Genomic DNA, 20,719 nt, shown 5'->3' with positions numbered 1-20,719 from the left:
TCCTTTAATGATGGTGATGAAATAGCTTTCCTGAGAAAATATAAAACCCAAAGCAAACAAAATGGAACGTGATCACAATAGCGAGAATCGTTGTCCAGCGGTTGGACGGGAGCCATTTATATTTCTTATTCCACTTCTCGAAAAAGTTGTAACACGTCATCAGGACGGCGTGATAGAGGCCGTAGATGATATATTGCGGCGCAAGGCCGTGCCAAACCCCCATCAGCATAAACAGCAGGAAATACCCGATGTTTGAGACGGCCATACGGTTTTTGATCCACTTTTTCTTTGTCATCCAAAATACAAATCTCATAAATACATAGTCTCTGAACCAAAATGACAGAGACATATGCCAGCGGTTCCAGAAGTCTTTAATATTTTTGCTGATAAACGGTTTATTAAAGTTTTCCGGCGATTTAATCCCCATAATATAGCTGACCCCGACGGCAAACATCGTGTAGCCGGCAAAATCAAAGAATAAATACATGCTGTAGCCGTACATATATAGCAGATTCCCGAGAATCTTATTGTGCGTGATCGCCGGAAGGTTCATGATGAAATACGTATTGATCGCATAGCCGATAATGAACTTGTAAAGGAATCCAATGAAAATCTTGTGAATCCCCGTATACAGCAGATCGGCATATTCCTCTTTTGTCCATGCCTTCTGCTCATCCTTGACGAATCTGCGGTACCTGTCAATCGGACCGGAAGAAATCGTCGGGAAAAACAGGATGAAATACAGCAGACGGTGAAGCGGAAGCTGTTCCTTCAGCAGCCCGTCTCTCGCTTCCATAATCAGCTGAACGCCTTTAAAGGTTAAATACGAAATCCCTAAAAAGCTGATCAGGTTATGAGGCGTATGATGCGGCTGCGGATGAGAAAGAAACGGCCATATTTTTGACAAGAATAAAGGCAGAATAGACGCGATAACAGCCGAGCAAAAGACAAAGCCGCTGTTCGCTTTCTGCCGGTACGCCAGGTAGCCGCTGATCAGGAGCACCTGCCATATGGTAAACAGACACAGGGCGATGACGCCGTGTAAGTCGTGCGAGAAAATCAGAGCCAATATAAGAATGGATATAAACATGTTGTATGCCTGAAATCTTTTTCCGTTCAAGCCGAGAATGATGGTCGGCAGAAGAAGAATGCCAAGCAATATAAAGAATAAAAACGAGCTGTAAGGCGTCATACAAGAACCTCTTCGCGGATGCGTTTCCGGTCAATTTTGCCGTTAGCCGTCATTTGAATGTGATCCTGATAAATGAACTTTCTCGGAATCATATAAGCCGGCAGGAAAGCGGCAAGCTCTTTTTTAATCGCACTCGTCAGGTGAAACTCCTTCTGGAATTCGTGCTCCTCAGGCACAATTGCAGCTATCAGATATTCGACAGTTCCGTTTGGCTGATACGGAATCACAACAGCTGAGCGCACGTACTGAGACTGTCTCACATGAAACTCAATTTCCTCCAGCTCCATCCGGTACCCGTGAAGTTTAATCTGGAAATCCAAGCGGCCTTGGCAGAAAATCTGACCATCTTGTATATAACCAGCATCCCCAGTTCGGTATGCCCATTGGCCTTCATAAGAGAAGAACGCTTTATCTGTCAGCTCAGGCTCACCGAGATAGCCGCGGCTTACACTCGGGCCTGCAATGACGATTTCGCCTTTTTCTCCATCCGGAAGCTGGTTCCCCTGTTCATCCATAATCAAAATGTTCATATCCGGTTTGGCGAAGCCGACTGGCAGAGATTCGTGCCGGCTGATGATGTCACTTGTAATTTCAACGGACGTAACAGCGACTGTCGCCTCAGTCGGACCGTACGTATTAAAGATTCTCGCTTTCGGGAAACGCTCAAGCAGCGCTTCGGCTACAGAAACCGGGAGAACCTCACCGCAAAACATAAATGTGTCCGCCTCAGGAAGCAGATCTTGTGAAAATCCAGGATCCATCAGGCACATTTGCACAAAGGATGGCGTCGATGTCCATATATTCAGCCCGGACTTTTTGAGCTCTTCGAATAAGATCTTCGGCTTATTCACGGCGTCCTTTGTCACGCAGTGTAAAGTACCGCCTGACTGAAGGCACGGATAAAGATCCATGACGGATAAATCGAATGAAAACGGCGCTTGGTTTAAAAACGTTTTGCCTCCGTTGATCGGGAAGTCCGCGCAAATCCAGTCTGTGAAGCTTTGAAGGTTTGCGGCAGAAATCTGCACGCCTTTCGGATTGCCCGTGCTTCCGGAAGTGTAAATGATATAAAACGTTTCGTGTCCCGCCACCCATTGATCACGGCTGACAGTTCCTTCGTTTTCCAGCAGTTCTTCCGCTGAAACTGTCTGAATCCGCCCGCTGTCAATATCAACAGGAAGACCAGATACGTGAATCAGCAATTCGGCGCCCGAGCTTTCAATGATTTTCGCAATCCGCTCGGACGGAATGGACAAGTCAACCGGGATATAAGGATGTCCCGCCTTGACGCTTCCTAAAAAGGAGACAATCATGTGCGGTTCCATATGTCCGTACACCAGAACAGGAGAACCCTTTTCTCCAGAAACGCGTTTTTTGATCGCGGCAGCCGCACGGTCAGACAGCGCCCAAAGTTCCTGATATGTGAGCGACTGGCCTTGAGAGCGGAAGGCTTCGGTTTGCGGATAATTTTCCGCATGTGTTTGAATAGCATCTAAAAGTTTCATTGTTATTCTCTCTCCAATTAGAAATCGTTATAAATATAAGAACCGGTATTCGCGGTGTGAAAACCATACATAAAAAACAAAACAAGCAGTATCAACAAATAAAAGCCTGTATGACATGTCCACTTGACAGCGGGTTTTTCATACAGCTGTTTCATCAATTGCAGCATATTCAAATTCCCTTCCCGTTTTTTCGACAATTACATGAGTATATGACGAGCGGATGCGCAAAAAGTTTCATATTTTCCCTAATATCCCTCAAATTTATATATCGGCTTCTGCCTTCAGAAGTGAATTTTTATCTTTGAAAGAGGATGAATGAAGTTTCTCTGACTGATTCATTATAAAGGAAAGAATAAATGTTATGAAGAGAACTTTTTAACTTTTAAAAAGCGTAAATGATTTAAAAAAATTTTCCGCTCCTGTTTGTAAAGGCGCAGGCAGAACTCTAATGAAATCAGGGCAGAAAGCGTATAATAAGAAGGAAAACGCCCGCTTAAGGTATCTTGTGAAATGGTGGAGAAGTCATTATGATAGATAAGGAAGCAAAACGCAAGTTTCATCAAGTGGCCGGCTGAAAAAAAGTAAGCCTTTTAATAGAAAGGAAGAGGAAGATGAACCAAACAAATAAGGGTGAGGGTCAGACAGCGCCGGAAAAAGAAAGTATGGGGCAGATCCTGTGGCAATTAACGCGTCCGCATACATTAACGGCGTCGTTTGTTCCTGTGCTTCTCGGAACCGTTTTGGCGATGTTTTATGTGAAGGTTGATTTGCTGCTGTTTCTGGCTATGCTGTTTTCTTGCTTATGGATCCAGATCGCGACGAACTTATTCAATGAATACTACGATTTTAAACGCGGGTTAGATACAGCTGAATCTGTCGGAATCGGCGGCGCAATTGTCAGACATGGTATGAAGCCCAAAACGATTCTGCAATTAGCTCTTGCTTCATACGGCATTGCCATTTTACTCGGTGTTTATATTTGCATGAGCAGCAGCTGGTGGCTGGCTGCCATCGGCCTTGTCGGAATGGCGATAGGCTACCTGTATACAGGCGGGCCTCTGCCGATTGCATATACACCGTTCGGCGAGTTATTCTCAGGCATTTGCATGGGTTCGGTGTTTGTGCTGATTTCGTTTTTTATTCAGACAGACATGATCAATAAGCAGAGCATTTTCATTTCGATTCCGATTGCGATTCTTGTCGGCGCGATCAACCTGTCGAACAATATTCGTGATATCGAAGAGGATAAAAAAGGCGGACGCAAAACATTGGCGATCCTGATGGGGCATAAAGGAGCCGTCACTCTGCTGGCTGCATCGTTTGCTGTCGCTTATATTTGGGTTGTCGGCTTGGTTATTACCGGAGCTGCAAGCCCATGGCTGTTTGTCGTCTTTTTGAGCGTGCCTAAGCCGGTTCAGGCGGTGAAAGGCTTCGTCAAAAAAGAACTGCCGATGAATATGATTGTGGCGATGAAATCCACAGCGCAAACCAATACATTTTTCGGATTCCTGCTGTCAATTGGATTATTGATCAGCTATTTCCGGTAAGAAAGAAGACCGCTTTTCGTGCGGTCTTTTTTTGTTACATTCGACAGGATTTTGTAAAAAAATTCATAGAACCTAGCAGCAGGCAGGCACGTCTAGTACATGGACAGCGGATAAAGATCCGTTAAAGGAGATGACGAAAATGGATTTATCTGTAACACATATGGACGATTTAAAAACCGTCATGGAAGACTGGAAAAACGAACTGTTAGTTTATAAATTTGCGCTAGATGCGCTTGATACAAAGTTTTCGATTATCAGTCAGGAATATAATTTAATTCACGGCCACAATCCGATTGAGCATACAAAATCACGTGTGAAAAGCTTTGAAAGCATCGTAAATAAACTCATGAGAAAGGGCTGCGAGATTACGACACAAGAAATGAAGGAAAATATCCACGATATTGCCGGTGTGCGTATCATTTGTTCCTTTATTTCTGATATTTATAATGTCGTGAACGTCCTGAAGCAGCATGAGGATTTGCGGATCGTAAAGGTAAAGGATTATATTCAGAATCCGAAACCGAACGGCTACCGAAGCCTGCATTTGATTATTGAAATGCCTGTGAACTTAACGAACAGAGTGGAATACGTCAAAGCAGAAATTCAAATCCGCACCATCGCCATGGATTTCTGGGCGAGCTTGGAGCATAAAATCTACTATAAACTGAACAACGACGTCCCTAAACATTTAACCGATGAGCTGAAGGAAGCGGCGGAGATTGCCCACTATTTAGATGAAAAAATGCTGGGGATTAAGAAAGAAGTGGATTAGAAAAGACGGCAGCAATGTGCCGTCTTTTTTTATTTGATATCTTCATAAATATCAGAGGCTTTTGCCTTGATATGTGCCTTCTTGCCGGTTGGTTTTTTCTCTTTTTTCACAGCTTCATAGACAGAGGCTGTCACAAGGTCGCCAGCCTGCTGAAGGCGTTCTTTGCTGATATGTTCGATAGAGTCTTCAGGGGTATGGTACCACGGCTCTACTCCTTCTGTTTCCGGATCTCCCCAAATAAAGTTAGCGGAATCTATGCCGGCTTCATGGAACGGCACGTGATCGGATGAGCCTCCCTGTGTCAGAGACAGGCTGTCGAATCCAATTTTTTCAGCGGCCGTATGGCTGGATTCCCAAACATCGTTAGATTGTCCATCCAAGGTGTTGACATACAGCTCAGACGCATTCTCCCAGCTTGTACCCACCATGTCTAAGTTGAAGTTTACTTCGCTTCGTTTCAACTCTTTTTCTGATAGATGATCTACATAATGAGAGGAGCCGAGCAGGCCGAGCTCTTCAGCGCCAAAGGCGATAAAGCGGATTTCCTTGTCAGAAGGAATGCTTTTCAAGACGCGTGCCATTTCCAGCATGACAGATGTGCCTGATCCGTTGTCATTTGCGCCGGGCGAGAAAGGAACACTGTCATAATGGGCTGTAACGTACACAATATCAGGATTTTTGATGTTCTTTGGTTTTTTGATACCGATGATGTTCTGGGAGGTTTGATTTGCGAATGCGTTTAGTTGTAAGGTTGCTTCTTTTTGCTGGATAAGAGTTTCACCGTCTTCTTTCTTAATTCCGACGACAGGAATACTGACTGTATGTCCTGATAGATTTGGGGTGACAGGCACGAGGCTTTCTTTGTTGTTATAAATGATGACAGCCTTCGCTCCGGCGTCTTTGGCATTTTTGGCTTTCTCGTAATATGTCAGGTCTCCTCTTGAAATCAAAGCGATTTTTCCCTTGGCGTCAGCGGAGAAGTCATCAGGATGTCCTAAACCGGCGTGATACAGCGGAGCGTTGAGGCCCTTTTCTTCAGTTGGTGCAGAGCCGGATGCTGCCCGGAGAAGAATGTCGCGTCCTTCTGAAGACAGCGTTCCCTCAAGCCGGTCAGGGATACTGAATCGTTGAACCTTCACATCAAGCTTTAATTTTTTCAAGGATGAAGCGATCCATAAGGCACTCTTTTTTTCGGCAGATGTGCCGGCTATTCTGGGGCCGATTGTTTCACTAAGCTGTGAAATGGTTGAGTATGCACGCTTTGCTTTGAATGGGAGCTCCCGCTGGCTATCTGATATTTGAACAGCATGCGCAGCAGGGGTGACACTCTGTGCCGGCAAGAGAACCGTGCCGGCCGTTAAAACGGCCATCGTCATTACAGTCAAAAGCTTTTTCATAAACATGAACCTCCCCTAATGTTTGGATGGGGAATATTTCGGGATGCTAAAGGATTTTCCTGCAACTGAAGCGCATTTTTGAAAAGACAGTTCTTTATACCTGCAAAAAAAACGCTTATGAAGCCGATTTCATAAGCGTCAGGAAATCAAATTATCGGAGTTTTAAAAACTTGCGTTTGCCGACCTGGATGATCATATTCTCCTCTATCTCTGCATCGGCGTGAATGTCTGTTATTTTCTCTCCGTTAATCCGGACACCGCCGTTTTGAATCATGCGGCGCGCCTCGCTTTTCGAAGAGAGAAGGTCAAGAGTGACGAGCAGATCGATCATCGCGATCGTTTTCTCACCTTTCCAGTTCACAGCCGGAATATCCTCAGGCAGGCTGTTTTCCTGAAAGACTGTTTTGAAAGATTGTTCGGCTGCTTCAGCGGCTTCTAATCCGTGGTACATTCGGACAATCGTTTTGGCTAAAAGCATTTTGGCATCCCTTGGGTGAACGGCGCCGGTTTCTAAGTCCTTTACGAGCCGTTTTTTCTCTTCAAGCTCCAAGTCCGTTGCCAAATGAATGTATTTTTTCATCAGGCTGTCGGGCAGTGACATTGTTTTCCCGTACATGTCGTTCGGATGTTCGTCAATGCCGATGTAGTTGTGTTTCGATTTCGACATTTTTTCAACACCGTCCAAGCCTTCCAAAAGCGGCATCAGGATGACGACTTGTTTTTCTTTGTTGTATCGTTCTTGAAAATGCCGCCCCATCAGCACATTGAAATGCTGGTCTGTTCCTCCTAATTCAATATCGCTTTCCAGAACGACGGAATCGTATCCCTGCATCAACGGGTAAAAGAATTCATGCAGGGAGATCGGCTTTTGCATGGCGATGCGTTCTTCAAAGTCATCGCGTTCCATCAGGCGGGCTACTGTTATTTTGCCTGCCAAGTCAATAACGTCCTCCAGATGCAATGTTTTCAGCCATTTCGAGTTGTAGTGCAGCTCGACTTTTTCTGGATCAAGCACTTTCCCGAATTGCTGGAAGTATGTTTTGGCGTTGTGCCGGACTTCTTCATCAGTCAGCTGTTTTCTGGCCGCGGACTTGCCTGTCGGATCACCGATTTTTCCTGTGAAATCGCCAATTAAGAGCTGCACAATGTGGCCGTTTTCTTGAAATTGGCGAAGCTTGTTTAAAACGACCGTATGTCCCAGATGAACATCCGGTGCAGAAGGGTCTAATCCGAGTTTGATTTTTAGCGGTGTGCCTGCCGCAATCGATTTGACAAGCTTGGCCTTTAATTCCTCCGGCGGTATGACTTCTTGGGCGCCTGTCATATATAGATCAAGCTGTCTTTCGATTTCTTTTTGCTGTGCTGCTGTGAGCTGATCAAATGTTTTCATTGTTCTTCCTCCTTTTTTAGAAACACAAAAAGAGCCGCATCCCGATAAGGGACGTGGCTCAATGCACGCGGTACCACCCTGGTTGAAGACATTGTCTTCCGCTCATTCGAATAACGGTTTCCCGTCCTTTGCTACTAACGTTCACAAAGAAAGCTCGGGGAGGTAATTCGCGTTTGCCTGTGTGCCGGCTCGCACCTTCCGCCGGCTCTCTGAAACAGGGAGACAACCGCTACTGCATTCCCGTCAAAGCTTATGATGTATGAAGATTGTCCGCTACTTTTCTAAGCAGTCCTGTCAGGGTTTTTTGCTCCTCTTTTGTCATGCCCGTAATCAATTCCGTTTCCCCTTTGTGAAACTCGGGGTAGAGGTCTTCGATCGCTTGTTTGCCGGATTCAGTGATTGTGACAAAAACAAGTCGCCGATCTCTGGTATCGATGCTTTTGGAGCAAAAGCCCTTTTTTTCGAGCGTTTTGATCACGTTGCTTGCTGTTGCTGTTGAAATGCCTGACAGCTCAGCGATTTTTCTCGTTTCGAGTTTGCCCCATACCCATAGATCGTAAAGAATGGAGAAAGCGGTCCAAGATAATTTGTAAGAAGAAAGAACCTCAGTCTCCATTTTGACACGGAGCCTTTGCGCAGACCGATACAGGTTCGTCGCGATCGAAATGGCTTCCAGGTTGAGTGACTCAACGGGCATTTGTTTAAGCTTGCTGAGTGTGTCATGCTCTTCTTTGCGAAGCTGCTGCTGTGTATTTAAACGTTCCATTTATCAGGCCTGCCTTAAATTATCAGAATCATTAGCTATGAAATGAATTGTAGCAGAGACGATGGTGAACTTCAAGCCTATATTTTTCGGTTGCATAAAAAAAGCCAAAAGAACACCACAATAAAGAAAAACCCGCAGACGGGGGTGCAATTGTGCAAAAATATGTTCAAGGCGTGTATAAACACGATCCGTTTCATCTGTTTTCGACAGAGCATGCACTGACATTAAGCTTGATCGGCATGCTTGCCATTCTTTTGTTTTTGTTCCGCCGGCCAGTCAGCCGGCCGGCATTCAGTACATTTCTGCGCTATTTGTTTGTGTTTCTTTTGCTTGCTTCACAAATTGGTTACCAAATATGGATGATCGCCGCGGGCAGGTGGTCGGTGCGGACTTCTCTGCCTCTTCAGCTGAGTGACTTATCTGTGTATTTATCAGCTATTATGCTGGTGACAAAAAGCAGAAAACTGTTTGTGTTTTTGTATTTTGTCGGCATCGGAAGCTCGCTTCAGGCGCTTCTGACCCCAGACCTTGGTATGTTCTCATTTCCGCATGTGCGGTATATTCTCTTTTTTATTTCGCACGGATCCGTGTTTCTGTCCTGTTTGCTTATGGCGGTGATTGGCACGTACAGACTCAGACAGCGCTCTTTATGGGTGACTGTATTGATTGTCAATCTATACGGAGGGATCATTTATCTGGTTGACCGCTGGCTGAATGCGAATTATATGTATTTAACGAAAAAGCCGGGCGGCTCTTCGCTATTGGATGTTCTCGGGCCTTGGCCATGGTATATCGCCTCAGCTGAAGCCATTACGATCGCGAGCTTTTTCATCCTTTATTGGCTTTATCGGATGTTCAAAAAATAACACCTTTTTTGTTGTATAGCACATTCTGTTTTAAAAAATATTGGAGATTGGTGTTTAATTTTCTGAAAAAGGGAATGTAACTTGTACAACACAAAGGGAGATGAATACCATTGAAGAAAGATGAAATTATGCATATCGTATCATGCGCAGATGATAATTATGCTCGTCATTTAGGTGGGATGTTCGTTTCTTTATTGACAAACATGGACCAGAACAGAAAAGTAAAGCTATATGTGATTGATGGGGGAATTGAGCCTGATAACAAAAAAAGGCTGGAAGAAACCACATTGAAGTTCGGCGTGCCGATTGAGTTTTTAGAAGTGGATGCCAACCAGTATGAACATGCTGTGGAAAGCAGCCATATTACAAAAGCGGCGTATTACCGCATTTCGATTCCTGACTTAATTAAGGATGAGAGCATTAAGCGGATGATTTATGTCGATTGTGATGCACTTGTCCTTGAGGATATTTCGAAACTATGGGACTTGGACATCGCTCCATACACCGTTGCTGCTGTGGAAGATGCGGGGCAGCATGAACGTTTGAAAGAAATGAATATCACTGACACGGGAAAATATTTTAACTCAGGTATTATGGTTATTGATATGGAACCTTGGAGAAAGCAAAACATCACAGAAAAAGTTCTCAACTTTATCAATGAAAACGGTTCTGAAGATTTTCTTGTGTTACATGACCAAGATGCGCTGAACGCGATCTTATATGATAAGTGGTATGAGCTTCATCCCCGCTGGAACGCTCAAACATACATCATGTTAAAACTGAAAACACCTCCGACACTGTTAGGACGGAAGCAATATAATGAAACGAGAGAAAACCCGGCAATCGTCCACTTCTGCGGCGGAGAAAAGCCTTGGAACTCCAATACAAAACATCCGTATCGCGATGAGTATTTCCATTACATGTCCTATACAAAGTGGAATACGATCGGAAACCCGGCCATCAATCAATAATCTATATATGAAAAAAACGCTTTTGAGATGATCAAAAGCGTTTTTTTGTTTGTCAGCGGGCCACTGACCGATGATAAAAGCGCTGAATATGCATGGCGATATAGCACAATTCTTTTTCAGGAAATTCAAAGCCGTATTCTTTTTTCACAAATGTGCCGATGCTTTTGGCGCATAGGAAAGCATCCTTGAATCTTTCTTTAATGATGGCGATCATTTCTGAATCCAGCTCGTAAATGGTTTCGCCTGCTTTGATATGCTGAATGGCAAAGCGCAAATGGGTCACGAGCCTTTCGTAAGAAATGGTATCCTCCACAATGTTGATCGACAGCTGGGTTTCAATAATGCCGATAATATCACGGATCATCGTTGTAATATCAAGTGTCTGTGTCATGTCGCCGGCGTTGTTTCTCGCTGTGTGAATGTGCATGGCGATATTGCCGATTTCATCCTCAGGAATCTCAATGCCCAGTTTCTCTTTAATCAGCGCTCTAGCCCACATGCCGATTTGGAATTCCTTCGGATAAAGAACTTTGATCTCATTCAGCAACGGATTTTTGATGACCATCCCGTTGCTCAGGCGTTCGATCGCAAATGAGAGGTGGTCTGAAAACGCAACGTGAATCCGTTCGTTGATTTTGATGTTCAGTTCTTGTTCAGCATGGGAAATAATTTGCTCGGAGATTTGAATATGGTCTTCCGGCAATGTTTCTAAAATCTCTTCGAATTGTTTATAGTCAGGTGTATCTTTTCTGACGAATGTTTTTTCGATTTTAGACGGATCAACAATATCATTTTTTCTTTTGTCGAACGCAATTCCTGCACCTAAGAGAATCTTCTCTTCATTTTGATCCTTTACGACGATTGCATTATGATTTAATATTCTTTTAATTTTCATAGCTTTTTGTCCTTTCATCCCCCGTTTTATGAATGAAATCGAATAAATCCAGTTATTCTGTCTCTTCTTTAAACCCGAGAAACAATGTAGCTATAAAAGCAGAGACGGCCGCGATCAAAAAACCGATCATATAATGAACAAAATTCGCAATGCCAAACGGCAGCACGATTGAAATCATCGGGATGCCGGTCAGTCCGTAGGAATTCGAAACGACGTGTGCCCCAACTACATACGCCCCGCCGAGAGCGCCTCCAATAGCGGCTCCGATAAAGGGGCGGATCAGCTTCACATTTACTCCGAAAACAATTGGCTCCACAATGCCTAAAAACGCGGTAAGGGAAGCGGGGAGCGCGATTTTCTTCAGGCCTGACTGCTTCGTTTTGAAGAAAACCGCCAGTCCTGCTCCGCCTTGCGCCACATTCGCCATTGACCATATCGGCACCAAAAAGTTCACACCCACATGAGGGTCAGCAAGCAAAGTCGCTTCAATCGCATAAAAGCTATGATGCAAGCCTGATAGAACGATAGTGGAATAGATGCCCCCGAAAAGAGCTCCGGCAGCAATGCCCGCGTGGTGATAAATGTATTCAATTGATTGTGAAATGACCTGGCCGATGATAGCTGCGGCGGGGTTCATCACAATCAGCGCGAGACACCCTGTCACCATCACAGTGATAAAGGGAATGATCACGACATCAAGTGACTTGGGCACAATCGTTTTTAAAAGCTTCTCAATTTTGCTCATGATATAAATGGAGAGAAGGATCGGTATAATGGCGCCCTGATAGCCCATCAATGGAATGTGCAGCCCCCATATGTCCAAGGAAGCGGGGGTTTTGCTGCCGAGCATGGATGGATCAAGCAAATCAGGATGAGTCAGAAGCCCTCCTATCAATGCCCCTAAAAATGGGTTGCTGCCAAATTGTCTGGCGGCACTGAAGCCAACCAAAATCGGCAGCAGAATAAAGGCGGTGCTTGACACGAGATCCAGCATTTTGATCCACGGGCTATCGGCAGAGAACCAGTGAAAGACCTGAATCATGCCGATCAGCCCCATGAGCAAACCGTTTGCTGTTATCGCCGGGATAATCGGCATGAAAATATCGGACAGCGTTTTAGCAAATGTTGTGACGGGGTTCAGTTTGCGTCTGGCATGTTTCTCTTGAACAGCCTCTTCAGAAGGCGCTGCCTCCCACACACAAACGACTTCTTTATAAATTTTGTTGACGATACCCGCCCCAAAAATAATCTGGAACAGGCCATATCTGAAAAAGGTGCCCTGCACACCTTGCAGATTCTCAATAGCACGTATGTCGATTCTTGTTTCATCCTTTACTTCAAAACGAAGACGAGTTGTACAGTGGCTGATGCTGATAATGTTGCTTTTTCCTCCTGCGAGGAGCAATAATTCTTTCGCAATTTCTTTTTGCAAACAATAAAAACCTCCTCTGTTGAAGAAAAGTCGGCTTGTTCATCGTATCAAATGAAAAGTTGACAATCAAAATGAAAAAAGTGAGAAAAATGTAAAGCGTGCAGAGCCGTCAAAAAATGCCCTCGTCGGGTGACGGGGCATACGAAACATATAAAGCAGAAATGTCATTGGCGCCGTTACGAGCCCAACACGAAAAGAAGAGTTAAAATGCCTTTCTTTTTCTAGGCACTAATACTCCCTTTGCATCGTTGGGTCTTGCCTGCTTGCCAGTCACAATCCCGCAATATGCAGTTGATATCTGTAATAACGTTCATTTTATGCTGTTCACAGCAGGATAGCAATAGTATGAAAAGCCTGTGAAGCAAATGGGAAAAAGGTTGCGTACACAGTTTAACAGATGAAAAAACCTTTAAGACGTAACACTTGTCTTAAAGGTTTTTTCAATTATTTCTTCGGCTTAACGGCGTTCAGCCGTTTTTGCAGCTTTGTTTTTTCATGGGATGCTTTTAATTGATTGACTGCGGACTGAGCGGCTGTTTTTGATTTTTTTGTCTTGTCTTTTTCCGCTTTTTTCACTTTGGCTTTGGCCGTTTCGACTTTTTTGGCTTCAGCTGCCGCCACTTTTTTCTTCACTTTATCTAACCGTTTTTGCAATGACGTTTTGTCTTTTCCGGACTGAAGTTCATTGACGGCCTTTTGGGCTTTCGCCGCGTTTGCGTCAGTTGATTTCTTTTCCGCTGCGGCGACTGATTGCTGCGCCGTTTTTACATTGCTGCTTTTCACTTTGTTGAGACGCTTCTGCAGGGACGTTTTTTCTGAGCCTGCCGGAAGCTTGTTAACTGCCGATTGAGCGCTGCCGACATCTGTTTTCTTTTTGCTTTTTTCCGCTTTGGCGACTTTGTCCTTTGCTTGCTTTGATGCGATATAGCGCTTGACCTGATCTAACCGTTTTTGCAGGTTCTTTTTATCCGTGCCGTTCGGCAGTTTGTTGATCGCGGCTTGTGCTGTATCAACGGTTTGCTGGGTTTTATACTTTTCTGCCTTTGCCGCTTTGTCCTTCGCGTCTTTTACATTTCTGTATGCCTGAACGTTATCCAGTCTTTTTTGCAAAGCTTTTTTGGCGCTGGAATTCGGCAGCTTGCTGACGAGCTTTTTCGCTTTGTCGATATCGGCTTGTGTTTTTGTCTGTTCGGCTTTTTTGACCGCTTGCTCAGCCGCCGCGTACGCTTTATCTGCCTGCTGGGCTTTATACCGGATCAGGCCATAGCCGAATTGCTGATCGCGGCCCGTAATTCCGAGATCAACGATGTTTTTCTGCATGAGGGCGCGAAGCTGCACGTTCGTGTTGCCAGGATCACGCTGTTTTAATAACGCAAACATGGCAGCGGCGTGCGGTGTCGCTTGGGATGTGCCGCTTCCCGTCGCGTAATATTGATGTAAATACGTGCTCGTGATGTCTGTTCCCGGTGCTGAAAATTCAACTTGATTTCCTGTTGTTGAAAAGGCTGCGAGCTGATTGTGTTGATCTGTTGCTGACACTGCAACGACACTGCTGTATGCCGCCGGGTAATTTACTGGCTTCCCGTTTCCTTCATTTCCGCTTGCGGCAACGAGCAGTACGCCTTTTTCATATGCTTTGTCCATGGCGTCATGAAGAATCTGGCTGTCTGAAGACGTGCCAAGGCTCATATTGACGATATCCATTCCATTCGCTATCGACCAGTCGATCCCTTTGAGAAGACCTTGAAGATCTCCCGAGCCGTTCTGATCCAGCGCTTTAACCGCATATATTTGTGCTTCCGGTGCGATGCCGTCAATTCCGTAGCCGTTATGCTTAGCGCCGATAATCCCGGCGACATGTGTTCCGTGGCCGTTATCGTCTTTGTAAGAAGAGGTGTAACTGACAGCTGAGTACCCGCCGGAAATCGACAGGTCGTCGTGGGGGGAGATCCCGCTGTCAATGACAGCGATTTTGACGTTTTTGCCTGTCAGCCCCTCCTTCCAAGCCTGTTTGACCTGAATCGGTTCAAGATTCCATTGCTCGAAGTTGTCAGAGGTGTCGGCGTTCTCTGACAGTACTTTGAGGTCTGTATTGTCCGCTGCGGTGAACGTGACATTGTTTTCGACATACAAAATATCAGGATCCTGTTTGAATTCTTTTACTGTCTCTGGATCTGCTGTAACAGCTACCGCCGGAAGATGCTGATACTGCTGTTCAACCTCAGCATCACTGTCCAGAACGGTTTCCTTGCCGTCTGTGTTTTTATAGACCACAATGACCTCTTTCTCGCTGCTGGTTTCTGCATGTGCAAGAGGCCCAAGGGCGAGAAAACTGAAAAACAGAGTGACTGATACAACAAGTTTGCAAAACGTGTTTTTCATGGTTCTTCTCCTTTTTCTATGATGTTTGATATATATATCGGAGGAAAATGTGATTTTGATAATAAGAAGGAAAGATTTTTTCATTGACAGGGTTGTTCAGAAGAATACAGATTTTTTCCGCAGAAAGAGGAAATTTTCCGCATGAATTTGTAAGCGTTTTCAAAATAAGATAAAGAAAACATTGCAAAGGTTGTTTACAAAGCAGTGAAAAAAGGGGGCTTTTCAGATGAGCGCATTCACTCGGGTGATGGAAGAAAAAATCATGCCTGTCGCTGGGAAAATTGCCGGGCAGCGGCATCTCAGCGCTTTGCGTGACGGCATTGTTTTGACCATGCCGCTGATTATTATCGGTTCTGTCTTTTTGATTTTAACTAGCCTGCCGATTCCCGGTTATGCTGATTTTATGGCGAGTGTGTTTGGGGAACAGTGGGCGGATAAGCTTGGCTATCCTGTCAATGCTTCATTCGATATTATGGCAATGATTGCGGCTTTCGGGATCGCCTATCGGCTGGCGGAAAGCTACGGTGTTGATGCCCTGTCGGCCGGAGCGATTTCAATTGCAGCCTTCTTATTGGCAACGCCGTTCGAGGTGCCTTTTACGCCGGATGGCTCAACAGAATCAATCATGGTTGGAGGCGGAATTCCCATTACATTGCTCGGCAGCAAGGGACTGTTTGTCGCCATGATCATCGCCTTGTTTTCGACTGAAGTCTACCGGTACATCATTCAAAAAAATATTGTGTTTAACATGCCTGACGGCGTGCCGCCGGCGGTAAGCAAATCATTTGTCGCGCTGATTCCCGGCTTTATTATCGTATTTCTTATATGGCTGGCGCGTCTTCTGATTGAAATGACGCCTTTTCAAAGCCTGCACAATGTCGTCGGAGACCTGCTCGGCACGCCGCTTTCCATCCTTGGCGGCAGCCTCGGAGGGAGTCTGATCGCTGAATTCGTGCAAATGCTGCTTTGGGCGTGCGGCATTCACGGCGCTTCGATCATCGGCGGTATTATGGCGCCGATTTGGTATGGCGCGATGGATGCAAACCGTCTCGCGTTTCAAGCGGGCGAGGCGCTGCCGAGTATTTTTACGACTCAGTTTTTTCAAATTTGGATCAATGTCGGCGGAAGTGGAGCAACGCTGGCGCTTGTACTCACAATGCTTGTGCGGTCCCGGAGCAAACAGATGAAGCAGCTCGGCCGATTAGGGATTGGTCCTGCGCTATTTAACATCAACGAGCCGATCATTTTCGGCATGCCGATTGTGATGAACCCGCTCCTTATCGTTCCCTTCATCATAGCCCCGCTCCTCACCATTACCGCCACTTATATCGGCATGAGCACAGGACTGGTGGCAAGGCCCGCCGGAATCGCCGTGCCATGGACCATGCCGCCGCTCATATCAGGGTACCTGGCGACAGGCGGAAAAGTATCGGGAGCGGTCATGCAGCTGGTGAACCTGCTCATTACATGTGCTCTCTACTATCCGTTTTTCAGAATATGGGATCATCAAAAATGGAAGGAAGAGAGTGCGGTTGAATCCGGGGATAAAAATGTGACGTGATGTAGCTGTAATAGATCATCAGCTGTTAAAGGGCTGATGATCTTCTATCAACTATGAGTAAATGTTAGAATATGTAAATGGGGTGCGCATGCTAGAATACATATGGTTAGATGACGAATCACCAATCTTAAAACAAATACCAGTTGAATATACATCAGCTGCTATTTTATTTTCTCCTTTTATTCAAATGCCTGAAGGGTGGGAAAAAGCTAAGAGAAAAAATGAGTATGAGCATATTTATCCAAATGATCAAGAAGTAAGGGAAAAAGGAAAAGCAGTTACATGGAAAGAGATCATGTCTTCATGCGGATTCCAAACACATGCAGAGCTGGCGCTGGCTTTGAAGACATCGATATTTGCTTTAAGGGATGAGTACGCGAGAGAGGATTTGGCTGAACTTTTACATGCGAACTTAAAAGGAGATCTCTTTTATCCCAGTGAGGACCATATTTCAAATTTTCATATTCCCGGTTTGGTAAAAGTGCTTCGTTACAACGGCTCCAATCGGTTTTATTACTCAGAACCAATTGTGGAAAACAGCGGCTTTCTGGACACAACTGAGGCTAACTTGCGGACGGTTCTTGATGAAGCCGCCGCAGAGCTCATTTTGACTGATGAGAAAATGGATTTTGTATTTATGAGTGTATATGACTCATTCATGAATGTTTTTCTTGCGAAAGATGAAAACATTCATGACATGGTTCAGCGTATGGGCTGGGAGGCCATGTTTTGCGATGAAACTACGTATATGAATTGGTATAGATAAGAAAAGAACGTACCCCTAAACAGAGATACGTTCTTTTTTCTTACCGCTGAAAGAACTCTATCCACTCGCCGTCAGGACCTTCGATATAAAAATACCGATACCCGTTTGGAAGTGTTGTGATCTCTTCGTCGATAAATTTTGCATTCATTCTTTCCGCTTTTGTATATTCGGCCGCGATATCATCAGTCAGCAGGGCAATGTGATGCACTTTACCTTCGGCGGGAAGCTCGCTGCTGTAGCCTTGAATCAGTTCGATTTCTGTTTCCGGACCATCTTCAAAGCCTAGAAAAGCAAGCTCGATAATACCGTTCGTATGAGTGATGCGGTCCTTCAATTTCATGCCGAGAACCTCTTCATAAAATGAAATGGACGCGTTCATATCTCTTACCATAATGCCTGTATGGTCAATTCGTTTTGCCATGCTGTTCCTCCTAGAAACTCTTTTTGTCTATCGTAGAAAAACCTTTCCTTTCTGTCAATGAAGACATCTTGGCGTTTTGTGGTACGATAAGAAAAAGCAAACAGAAAGAGGACGAACATATATGAAGCTACTCACCCTAAAGCAAGCACATGCTGCAAAAATCAAAAAAGGCTATCCGCTGATCGAAAAGGAAGCTCTCACCGGCAGTGCGGGGCACGTCAAAGAAGGCGACCTCGTTGATGTCGTGTCTGAAAGCGGCGAGTTTCTCGCAAGGGGCTACTACGGCCTGCAAAACAAAGGGGTCGGCTGGACGCTTACCCGCAATAAAAATGAACAAATCGACCAAGCATTTTTCCTCAGTAAATTAACAAAAGCGGTACAAGCGCGTACAAATCTTTTTGCGGCGCCTGATACATCGGCTTTCCGCCTCTTCAACGGTGAGGGCGACGGCATTGGCGGCGTCACCGTTGATTATTATGAAGGGTACCTGCTGCTCCAATGGTACAGCAAAGGCATTTACACTTTTAAAGAAACGCTGATTGCCGCTCTGGATGAACTGGATATTGAATATAAAGCGATTTACGAAAAGAAACGCTTCGATACGGCTGGACAGTATGTCGAGGATGATGACTTCGTGAAGGGGGAAAGAGGCGAGTTCCCGATCATCATTCAAGAAAACGGGATACAATACGCGGTTGATTTAAACGAAGGCGCCATGACAGGTATCTTTTTAGATCAAAGACATGTGCGCAAAGCGATCAGAGACCGCTATGCCAGTGGAAAAAACGTTTTAAACACGTTTTCTTATACGGGTGCGTTCTCAGTGGCGGCAGCGTTAGGCGGAGCGGAAAAAACAACAAGCGTGGACGTGGCAAATCGAAGCCTCGCCAAAACGATCGAGCAATTCAGCGTGAACAAGCTGGATTACGAGGCGCACGATATTAAAGTGATGGATGTTTTTAAATACTTCTCATATGCGGCGAAAAAGGATCTGCGCTTTGATCTGATTGTTCTCGACCCGCCATCCTTTGCCCGCACAAAAAAACGCACCTTCAGCGCGGCCAAGGATTATAAAAATCTGCTGAAGGAAACGATCGCGATTACAGCCGACAAGGGCATCATTGTCGCCTCTACAAACAGCAGCGCCTTCGGAATGAAGAAATTCAAAGGCTTTATCGATGCCGCGTTCAAAGAAACAAATGAACGCTATACGATCATAGAGGAATTTACATTGCCAGAGGACTTTAAAACGATGTCAGCATATCCGGAAGGCAATTACTTAAAGGTTGTCTTTCTGCAGAAAAAATAAAAAGAAAAAATCTGCCCGGTTCAGGGCAGATTTTTTATGTAGAAATGATTTGCTGGACGCGTCCGATACGGCCATCTTCCAGACGGACTTTAATGCCGTGCGGGTGATAGCTTGATTTCGTCAAAATATCCTTCACTGTGCCTCGCGTCAGTTTTCCTGTTTTTTGATCCGCTTTCAAGACAATATCAACCTGTAATCCTTTAGAAATGCTGCTCCGCTCTTGCCCGTTCATAGCACACTTCCTTTCTTTTTATTCATTATAGTCGTTATGGTTTAAAAGTAACAGCCGGCTGATGAAGCGTATGTTTATTTTTTTCTGCTTTTATTAAATATAATGTCAGCCCTGCGCCCGCTATGCTGAGAATGGCGAAGAGCAGATAGACCGCGAAGATGGAAATGTAGTCAAAAATGTATCCGCCAACAAACGTACAGAACCAGTTGCCGAATCCGTTGCCGATGGCGGCGTACATGGTTAGCGCTGTCGCCTCCACATGGCTCGGGGTAATCTTTTTGACGTATTGCAGCGCCGCCGGAATAAATAAACCAATAGAAACGCCTTGGAGACATACCGTCGCATAAATGAGCCATAACGAAGGCTCTGTGAAGTAAAGCGTCCATCTGAATAATGAAACCCCGCCGGACAGTATGATGACATTGAGCAATCCCATTTTATCTATGAATTTCTGTGCAAACCTCATAAACGGAATTTCTGAGATCACTCCGATAAAAAATAAAAGGCCAATGGCGGAAAGAGACGCGCCGCTTTTGTCGAGAAACAGACTGAAGTATGTATTGTTCGCTAAATTTGGTGCGAATGTCGTAAAGGTGATGATCATAAAGATGAGGAAAGTTTTGTTGCTGACCAGCTCCCGGAACCCTTTGCGGATGTTGATCTTTGTTTTTGTTTTCTGCTGGCCCGGCATCTGTGATGCTAATATGGCTGCCATGCACAGAAAGGCACAGCCAAAGATAAAGATGACGTGAATGGGGTACAGCTGATTCGTCACCTGTCCCATGACAAACACCGCAATGCCGAAGCCGAGAGAACCAAACAGGCGGATTCCGCCGTAGTTTCCGTTTGTTTGTTGTGTGTAGCGTAAAGAAATGCTGTCTGACAATGGAATGATTGTGCTCTGAAAGGCTGCAAAACAGGCTGCAATCAGAATAAACAACGGAAAGCCGTCAAATGCGATGTAGCCGAGCCCGATGACACCTGTTACCGATGTGCAAACCGCAAGCAGGCTTTTTGTTTTTTGCGTATAATCGCTCAGCATACCCCAAAACGGCTGGAAAAAGATCATCACAATCGGGCCGAGTGACATAATCAAGCCGACTTGTGAGCCGCTTACATGCTGTTCCTTTGTTAAATACATACTGAGCAGCGGAATGATACTGCCTGTGCCCAGGAAAGCAAATAAATAAAATCCTTTTAACGCGGCGTAATGCCGTTTCACCTGCAAACTGCGCATGAGGGCTCCTCCTTTAGTATCCACAAATTACATTATATTGTAATTTCTCAGCTTTTCAATGGAAGGAGACACAAAAAA

19 protein-coding genes and 1 other annotated feature are annotated in these 20,719 nt (G+C 45.1%); of the genes, 7 read left to right on the top strand and 12 right to left on the bottom strand.

The genetic code is table 11. The features are described from left to right. Positions 1-4 precede the first annotated feature (4 nt). The 3 genes from dltB to AU387_RS06325 are packed head-to-tail and all read right to left on the bottom strand — an operon-like array spanning position 5 to position 2,864. Complete coding sequence (dltB, locus tag AU387_RS06335; protein WP_024123328.1) at positions 5-1,192, bottom strand: D-alanyl-lipoteichoic acid biosynthesis protein DltB; 1,188 nt, start codon at positions 1,190-1,192, stop codon at positions 5-7. Continuing rightward, positions 1,189-2,697, bottom strand: a complete 1,509-nt coding sequence (gene dltA, locus AU387_RS06330; protein WP_059335212.1) for a D-alanine--poly(phosphoribitol) ligase subunit DltA — start codon at positions 2,695-2,697, stop codon at positions 1,189-1,191. The genes dltB and dltA overlap by 4 nt, the downstream gene beginning before the upstream one ends. A 17-nt stretch (positions 2,698-2,714) precedes the next feature. After that, a complete protein-coding gene (locus tag AU387_RS06325; protein WP_010332387.1) occupies positions 2,715-2,864 on the bottom strand; it encodes a teichoic acid D-Ala incorporation-associated protein DltX in 150 nt (49 codons plus the stop codon). Positions 2,865-3,308: 444 nt separating this feature from the next. Between AU387_RS06325 and AU387_RS06320 the strand changes: the two genes are divergently transcribed. Next, the gene (locus tag AU387_RS06320) at positions 3,309-4,244 is read left to right on the top strand and encodes a 1,4-dihydroxy-2-naphthoate polyprenyltransferase (RefSeq protein WP_059335211.1); all 936 of its coding nucleotides are present in this window, start codon (positions 3,309-3,311) and stop codon (positions 4,242-4,244) included. Positions 4,245-4,383: 139 nt separating this feature from the next. Next, positions 4,384-5,016 carry a GTP pyrophosphokinase YwaC gene (ywaC, locus tag AU387_RS06315; protein WP_059292252.1) on the top strand — a complete coding sequence of 211 codons (633 nt, stop codon included), beginning with the start codon at positions 4,384-4,386 and terminating at the stop codon, positions 5,014-5,016. A 29-nt stretch (positions 5,017-5,045) separates the two neighbouring features. Here ywaC and AU387_RS06310 read toward each other — a convergent pair whose 3' ends face one another. From AU387_RS06310 to AU387_RS06300, 3 genes are all read right to left on the bottom strand, one after another. After that, the gene (locus AU387_RS06310) at positions 5,046-6,413 is read right to left on the bottom strand and encodes a M28 family metallopeptidase (RefSeq protein WP_059335210.1); all 1,368 of its coding nucleotides are present in this window, start codon (positions 6,411-6,413) and stop codon (positions 5,046-5,048) included. 151 nt (positions 6,414-6,564) lie between these two features. After that, positions 6,565-7,803, bottom strand: coding sequence for a tyrosine--tRNA ligase (gene tyrS, locus AU387_RS06305; protein ID WP_059335209.1), 1,239 nt, complete (start codon positions 7,801-7,803; stop codon positions 6,565-6,567). A 44-nt stretch (positions 7,804-7,847) separates the two neighbouring features. Then, positions 7,848-8,059, bottom strand: a binding site (T-box leader). After that, on the bottom strand, positions 8,054-8,569 hold the full coding sequence (locus AU387_RS06300; protein WP_059335208.1) for a MarR family transcriptional regulator: 516 nt from the start codon (positions 8,567-8,569) through the stop codon (positions 8,054-8,056). Its footprint overlaps the feature before it by 6 nt. Positions 8,570-8,721: 152 nt before the next feature. Here AU387_RS06300 and AU387_RS06295 point away from each other — a divergent pair, with 152 nt between their 5' ends. Further along, complete coding sequence (locus tag AU387_RS06295) at positions 8,722-9,435, top strand: YwaF family protein (RefSeq protein WP_059292258.1); 714 nt, start codon at positions 8,722-8,724, stop codon at positions 9,433-9,435. A 110-nt stretch (positions 9,436-9,545) separates the two neighbouring features. Then, positions 9,546-10,406, top strand: coding sequence for a glycosyltransferase family 8 protein (locus tag AU387_RS06290; RefSeq protein ID WP_044159962.1), 861 nt, complete (start codon positions 9,546-9,548; stop codon positions 10,404-10,406). A 52-nt stretch (positions 10,407-10,458) separates the two neighbouring features. Here AU387_RS06290 and sacY read toward each other — a convergent pair whose 3' ends face one another. The 3 genes from sacY to epr form a co-directional block, all read right to left on the bottom strand. Next, positions 10,459-11,301, bottom strand: a complete 843-nt coding sequence (sacY, locus tag AU387_RS06285; protein ID WP_044160381.1) for a transcription antiterminator SacY — start codon at positions 11,299-11,301, stop codon at positions 10,459-10,461. A 52-nt stretch (positions 11,302-11,353) separates the two neighbouring features. Continuing rightward, entirely contained in the window at positions 11,354-12,733 is a 1,380-nt protein-coding gene (locus tag AU387_RS06280) for a sucrose-specific PTS transporter subunit IIBC (RefSeq protein WP_059335207.1), read from the bottom strand. A gap of 444 nt (positions 12,734-13,177) precedes the next feature. Continuing rightward, positions 13,178-15,115 carry a minor protease Epr gene (epr, locus tag AU387_RS06275; protein ID WP_044159959.1) on the bottom strand — a complete coding sequence of 646 codons (1,938 nt, stop codon included), beginning with the start codon at positions 15,113-15,115 and terminating at the stop codon, positions 13,178-13,180. 226 nt (positions 15,116-15,341) lie between these two features. Here epr and celB point away from each other — a divergent pair, with 226 nt between their 5' ends. Next, on the top strand, positions 15,342-16,676 hold the full coding sequence (gene celB / locus AU387_RS06270; protein ID WP_044159957.1) for a PTS cellobiose transporter subunit IIC: 1,335 nt from the start codon (positions 15,342-15,344) through the stop codon (positions 16,674-16,676). Between the two features lie 88 nt (positions 16,677-16,764). Continuing rightward, positions 16,765-17,442, top strand: a complete 678-nt coding sequence (locus tag AU387_RS06265; protein ID WP_044159955.1) for a DUF2711 family protein — start codon at positions 16,765-16,767, stop codon at positions 17,440-17,442. Between the two features lie 40 nt (positions 17,443-17,482). Here the strand turns inward: AU387_RS06265 and glxA are convergent, their stop codons facing one another. Next, positions 17,483-17,863 carry a glyoxalase GlxA gene (glxA, locus tag AU387_RS06260; protein WP_044159953.1) on the bottom strand — a complete coding sequence of 127 codons (381 nt, stop codon included), beginning with the start codon at positions 17,861-17,863 and terminating at the stop codon, positions 17,483-17,485. A 121-nt stretch (positions 17,864-17,984) separates the two neighbouring features. On the opposite strand from glxA, the gene AU387_RS06255 reads away from it, so the two are divergent. Further along, the gene (locus tag AU387_RS06255; RefSeq protein WP_059335206.1) at positions 17,985-19,172 is read left to right on the top strand and encodes a class I SAM-dependent rRNA methyltransferase; all 1,188 of its coding nucleotides are present in this window, start codon (positions 17,985-17,987) and stop codon (positions 19,170-19,172) included. A gap of 34 nt (positions 19,173-19,206) precedes the next feature. Here AU387_RS06255 and AU387_RS06250 read toward each other — a convergent pair whose 3' ends face one another. Beyond that, complete coding sequence (locus AU387_RS06250; protein WP_010332373.1) at positions 19,207-19,404, bottom strand: YwbE family protein; 198 nt, start codon at positions 19,402-19,404, stop codon at positions 19,207-19,209. A gap of 34 nt (positions 19,405-19,438) precedes the next feature. After that, positions 19,439-20,641 carry an MFS transporter gene (locus AU387_RS06245; protein WP_059335205.1) on the bottom strand — a complete coding sequence of 401 codons (1,203 nt, stop codon included), beginning with the start codon at positions 20,639-20,641 and terminating at the stop codon, positions 19,439-19,441. Positions 20,642-20,719 lie beyond the last annotated feature (78 nt).

The sequence above is a fragment of the Bacillus halotolerans genome, from assembly GCF_001517105.1.
Lineage (GTDB): Bacteria > Bacillota > Bacilli > Bacillales > Bacillaceae > Bacillus > Bacillus halotolerans.
Note: the sequence above shows the minus strand (reverse complement) of the source record. Positions and strands in the feature narration are given on the sequence as shown.

Bases quoted from the DNA above. Each gene is read 5' to 3' on its own strand.
- dltB (WP_024123328.1), bottom strand. From the start codon at position 1,192: ATGACGCCTTACAGCTCGTTTTTATTCTTTATATTGCTTGGCATTCTT.
- dltA (WP_059335212.1), bottom strand. From the start codon at position 2,697: ATGAAACTTTTAGATGCTATTCAAACACATGCGGAAAATTATCCGCAA.
- AU387_RS06325 (WP_010332387.1), bottom strand. From the start codon at position 2,864: ATGCTGCAATTGATGAAACAGCTGTATGAAAAACCCGCTGTCAAGTGG.
- AU387_RS06320 (WP_059335211.1), top strand. From the start codon at position 3,309: ATGAACCAAACAAATAAGGGTGAGGGTCAGACAGCGCCGGAAAAAGAA.
- ywaC (WP_059292252.1), top strand. From the start codon at position 4,384: ATGGATTTATCTGTAACACATATGGACGATTTAAAAACCGTCATGGAA.
- AU387_RS06310 (WP_059335210.1), bottom strand. From the start codon at position 6,413: ATGAAAAAGCTTTTGACTGTAATGACGATGGCCGTTTTAACGGCCGGC.
- tyrS (WP_059335209.1), bottom strand. From the start codon at position 7,803: ATGAAAACATTTGATCAGCTCACAGCAGCACAGCAAAAAGAAATCGAA.
- AU387_RS06300 (WP_059335208.1), bottom strand. From the start codon at position 8,569: ATGGAACGTTTAAATACACAGCAGCAGCTTCGCAAAGAAGAGCATGAC.
- sacY (WP_044160381.1), bottom strand. From the start codon at position 11,301: ATGAAAATTAAAAGAATATTAAATCATAATGCAATCGTCGTAAAGGAT.
- epr (WP_044159959.1), bottom strand. From the start codon at position 15,115: ATGAAAAACACGTTTTGCAAACTTGTTGTATCAGTCACTCTGTTTTTC.
- celB (WP_044159957.1), top strand. From the start codon at position 15,342: ATGAGCGCATTCACTCGGGTGATGGAAGAAAAAATCATGCCTGTCGCT.
- AU387_RS06265 (WP_044159955.1), top strand. From the start codon at position 16,765: ATGCTAGAATACATATGGTTAGATGACGAATCACCAATCTTAAAACAA.
- glxA (WP_044159953.1), bottom strand. From the start codon at position 17,863: ATGGCAAAACGAATTGACCATACAGGCATTATGGTAAGAGATATGAAC.
- AU387_RS06255 (WP_059335206.1), top strand. From the start codon at position 17,985: ATGAAGCTACTCACCCTAAAGCAAGCACATGCTGCAAAAATCAAAAAA.
- AU387_RS06250 (WP_010332373.1), bottom strand. From the start codon at position 19,404: ATGAACGGGCAAGAGCGGAGCAGCATTTCTAAAGGATTACAGGTTGAT.
- AU387_RS06245 (WP_059335205.1), bottom strand. From the start codon at position 20,641: ATGCGCAGTTTGCAGGTGAAACGGCATTACGCCGCGTTAAAAGGATTT.